The organism is Brachybacterium hainanense (assembly GCF_042434575.1).
GTDB lineage: Bacteria > Actinomycetota > Actinomycetes > Actinomycetales > Dermabacteraceae > Brachybacterium > Brachybacterium hainanense.
Genome location: NZ_JBHLSV010000050.1, coordinates 1 through 4,385, shown reverse-complemented (window position 1 = coordinate 4,385; position 4,385 = coordinate 1). Strand labels below are relative to the sequence as shown.

Below are 4,385 nucleotides of genomic sequence, written 5' to 3'. Positions count from 1 at the left end.
TCACCCGCTCTCCTGCATTCCAGGACACACCCCCGCCACGCCCGGGCGAAGACGACCACCCCCCCCGACCGCGGGGGGCTCCCGTCCCGGAGGGCCCGTTACCGTCCCGGACGAAGACGACCGGGGGACCCTGTTTCACGGCCCCCTCTTTCCTTGGTAGGCGTGTCACGCCCCCACAGCTCCCCGGGGGGACACCCTCCAGGCCCGGCCACAACCCGGGCGGGTTCCCGAACAGGCCCCCCGGACGGACACCCACGACGGAGAACCACACCCCGCGCACACCCGCCCCGGACCCGCTCCCTGGGCCCTGGCTGTCCCAGGCGGACCCAGCGGCGCTCTCCGGAGGCCTGACCCCGGCTCGCCGGAACTCCACCGCACCGGACACACCACCACGAGGGAGCGCTGTTCCGAAGGGACGGCTCCCACGGCCTGGGCCTGCCTGGACCGGATACGCGGGCCCAGGGAGGATTCTCCCTATGCAGCAGCCGACCGCAGCCCGCACAGCCGCGCTCCAGGAGCTGCTCTCCGCCCTGCGTCGCGTCCGGCCCGGTGCCCCCGCGCTCATCGGGATCGACGGCTACGACGGGGTGGGGAAGTCCGCCCTCGTGATAGAGCTCCTCGACCTCGGAGGCCGGGACGGCGGTCGCGTCCTCATGGGTGTGTCCTTCGACGGCTTCCACCGACCGCGCGCGGAGAGACGGCGTGCGGGAGACGGGCCCGAGGCGTTCTACCGTGGATCCTTCGACACCGCCGCCTTCATCGAGAGCGTCGTCCGGCCGCTGCGTGCGGGTCAGCCGATCATCCCCGCGATCTGGGACGTCGCCCGGGACCGACCGGTCGCGAGGGTGCCCGCGCCCGTGCCGGACCATGCGTTGGTCCTCGTCGACGGGATCTTCCTGCATCGGCCTGAGCTCGTGGACCTGTGGGACGCTTCGGTCTGGGTCGATGCGCCATTCTCCGTCACGGTGCCGCGCGGCATCGCACGATTTCCCTGGCGCACCGACCCGAGCCCGGACGCGGAATCGAACCGCAGGTACGTGGAGGGGCAGCGCGTGTACGAGGCGGAGGCGGCACCGCGCGAGCATGCGACCTGGATCCTCGACAACGAGGATCTCGAGCATCCCGTGCTGCGCCCCGGGGTCTGCTGAGCTCAGCGCGCCGGACCGGGATCCCGATCCGCCTGCGGGAGAGTCCCTGGTGTCGCACGGCGAGGACGCAGCACCCGGTGCAGCACGAGGCCGACCACGAGCGACCAGAACGCCGCGCTGATTCCGGCGATCGCGAGACCGGACGCCGCCACGAGGAAGGCGCAGGCCGCGGGAACCTGCTCTCCCTCCACGGTGAGGGCGCCGCGCAGCGACGCCGCGAAGGTGCCGAGGAGGGCGAGGCCCGCCACTGCCGGGATCACACCCGCCGGCGCGAGCACGACGAGCTGCGCGGCGGCGCTCGCGCACAGACCCAGACCGACCATGACGATGCCCGCGGTGAGACTCGCGACCCATCGCCGACCCCGATCCGCCCCGGCCTCCGGACCGGCGGCCAGCGCAGCGCTGATCGCGGCCAGATTGACCCCATGCCCCCCGGCGGGAGCACCGATGACGGTGAGCGCACCGGTGGCGAGCACCGATCCCCGCCATGGCACCGTGTACCCCAGTCCGTGCATGACCGCGGCACCCGGAACGTTCTGCGATGCCATGGTCACGAGGTACAGCGGAAGGGCGATCCCGACGATCGCCGAGAGCTCGAAGGACGGCATCTCGAGGGCGATCCGGGGCAGGAGCGCGGATGCCGGAGGCCCTGCCGCGTCGCGCAGACCCACGAGGACGACGATCGCGGCGCACGCGAAGGCCAGCGGGGATGCCCACCGGGGGACCGCACGGGAGGCGAGCAGCCAGACGAGGACGACGGGGGCCACTGCGAGGGGGTTCTTCGCGAGACCCTGAACGGGCCCCAGGCACAGCTGCATGAGGACGCCCGCCAGCATCGCCTGCGCGATCGAGTGGGGGATCGCGGAGATCCACCGGGACAGCTGCGGGATGAGCCCGGTGAGCATGATGAGCACGCCCACGGCGAGGAACGCCCCGATCGCCGCGCTCCATCCGGTGGCGGCCGCACCCGAGCCGGCCAGGAGAGCGGCCCCGGGGGTGGACCAGGCGATCGTGATCGGCAGGCGGGTGCGCAGCGACAGGGCGATCGACCCGATGCCCATGAGGACGCTCACGGCGACCAGGCCGCTCGCAGCCTGCTGAGGGGATGCGCCGACGCCCTCGAGCCCGGCGAGAACGACGACGAAGCTGCTCGAGAACGCGACGAGCGCGGAGACGATGCCGGCGCTGACGGGGCGGAGCATCGGTTCCGTGGCGGCGGGTTCGGGCACAGGGCGCATGAGGTCACCGTAGGCGGGCCGGTCCGCGCGCGGTGGAGATGTCCGGAGGTTGCTCCTGCTGGTCAGCGCGGGCGGCGCTGCTCCCGGTACATCCGGGGGCTCGCCGCGTATCGGGCCCGGAAGCGGCGCGAGAAGTACAGGGGATCCTCGAAACCTGCCCGATGCGCCACCTCCCCCACCGGCTGCGCTGTCATCTCCAGCAGCCGCGCGGCGAGCTCGAGCCGCTGCGCCTCGACGTACCGTCCGATCGACGTGCCCACATGAGCGGCGAACAGGTGCGCGAGACGGGACGGCGAGAGGTGGGCGAGTTCGGCGAGGCGAGCCGCGGGGAGGTCCTCGGCCAGGTGCGCGTCGATGTGCTCGAGCACGCGGAGCACCCGCTCGTCGAGCTGGCTGCGACGCGGGTTCCGGGCGTCGTACCAGAGCAGCGCCGCCTCGAGCCCGTTGAGAGCGAAGAGCTCGGGACGTCCGATGGCCAGGCGCGAAGCACGGGCGGCGCCGCGCAGCAGCTCCCGCACGCGCTGGTCGACCTCATGGCCCAGGCGGATGCAGCCGATGCCCGGCATGGGCTGCGGCCAGTCGAGCAGCGCCAGCCAGGTCGGCGGCGGCTGGACGTGGGCGAACAGCAGCTGCCAGCGTCCGCTCGCGGGATCCGTGCCGTAGTCGTGCACCGTGCCCGGTCGCAGGAGCACGCCGTCCCCGGGCCTCGTGAGGAGGGAGGCGCCGTGCTCGCCGCGCAGCAGGCCCGCGCCCGCGACGGTGTGCAGGAGCAGCCAGTCCTCGGTGCCGCGTGAACGGCGGACGTGGTACCCGCGGCCCTGGGCGAGTTCGCCCAGCAGCACCCGGCCGGTCTCGGGAGGGGGCAGCTCGACCGCCGGCACCTGAAGGGACGCAGCAGGATCATCCATGTTCTCGCCTTCCGATCACCTGGTCGCGGCGGCCTGGCGCGTCCCAGACTGACACCATGACTGCAACAGAGACCACCCCCGTCGACCATCCGGACCGCGCCGCCCCGACCGGGCTGGTGATCCTCGAGGCCGAGACCGCGGATCCGCGGCGCATCGCCGAAGCCTACGAGCAGGGCGGAGCCGTGCACCTGTGCGGCGTCCTCGATGCCGTCGAGGTCGCTCAGCTGCGTGAGGCCTTCACCTCCCACATCGAGACCGACGGCAGCGGCGGCGCCTTCGACGAGATCCCCGAGGGCGACCCGCTGCATGCCTACCCGCGGATGATCCAGCCTCACCGCGACGACCACGAGCCCGGGCGCCTCGCCCGTCGATGGATGCTCGAGCGGCGCGTGATGGGCCGGGTCACGCAGGCGGTCGGGCCCGTCTGGGCGGCGCAGTCGATGTTCTACTTCAAGCCCGCCGGCGCGCGGGGCCAGGCGATGCACCAGGACAACTACTTCCTGCAGTCGCATCCGGAGACCTGCATCGCCGCCTGGATCGCGATCGACGACTGCGACGGCGAGAACGGGGCCCTCGGAGTGGTGCCCGGGACGCATCGCTACGAGATCGAATGCCCGGAGGCGGCCGATGCTGCGGAGTCCTTCACCACGATCACCGTGAGCATCCCCGAGCACCTCTCGGTCGTGCAGACGGACATGAAGGCCGGGGACATGCTCATCTTCCACGGGAGCCTCGTGCACGGGTCGAAGCCGAACACGAGCACCGACCGGTTCCGGCGCTCGCTCATCTTCCACTACATCCCGGAGGGCAGCCGCGAGGTCGCCGGCGGCTACCAGCCCCTGCTGGACGAGCGCGGCGAGGAGGTCCGCATCGACGCCTCCGAGATGGGAGGCACCTGCGGTGAGGGATGGGTCGTCACGAACCACTGACGACATGTGGCGGGAGGGCCTCACCAGCGAGGGCGTGTCGCACGACACGTCCCTGGAAGGCCCTCCCGGCTTGCGTCGGGGTGGTGGGTGGCGTAATGTTTTCCCTCGTGCCCCGGTGAACGGGACGGGAACGGGGAGAGATCCTCGCTTCGGAGAATCGTT

The 4,385-nt window shown here is 72.1% G+C and carries 4 protein-coding genes; 2 read left to right on the top strand and 2 right to left on the bottom strand.

The features are described from left to right. Positions 1 to 476 precede the first annotated feature (476 nt). Positions 477 to 1,148 carry a nucleoside/nucleotide kinase family protein gene (locus ACFFF6_RS19870; RefSeq protein ID WP_376983261.1) on the top strand — a complete coding sequence of 224 codons (672 nt, stop codon included), beginning with the start codon at positions 477 to 479 and terminating at the stop codon, positions 1,146 to 1,148. Positions 1,149 to 1,150: 2 nt separating this feature from the next. Here the strand turns inward: ACFFF6_RS19870 and ACFFF6_RS19865 are convergent, their stop codons facing one another. Both ACFFF6_RS19865 and ACFFF6_RS19860 read right to left on the bottom strand, forming a co-directional pair. Continuing rightward, entirely contained in the window at positions 1,151 to 2,386 is a 1,236-nt protein-coding gene (locus ACFFF6_RS19865; RefSeq protein WP_376983260.1) for a benzoate/H(+) symporter BenE family transporter, read from the bottom strand. Between the two features lie 62 nt (positions 2,387 to 2,448). Beyond that, complete coding sequence (locus ACFFF6_RS19860) at positions 2,449 to 3,294, bottom strand: helix-turn-helix domain-containing protein (RefSeq protein WP_376983259.1); 846 nt, start codon at positions 3,292 to 3,294, stop codon at positions 2,449 to 2,451. A 56-nt stretch (positions 3,295 to 3,350) separates the two neighbouring features. Between ACFFF6_RS19860 and ACFFF6_RS19855 the strand changes: the two genes are divergently transcribed. Continuing rightward, complete coding sequence (locus tag ACFFF6_RS19855; protein WP_376983258.1) at positions 3,351 to 4,223, top strand: phytanoyl-CoA dioxygenase family protein; 873 nt, start codon at positions 3,351 to 3,353, stop codon at positions 4,221 to 4,223. Positions 4,224 to 4,385 lie beyond the last annotated feature (162 nt).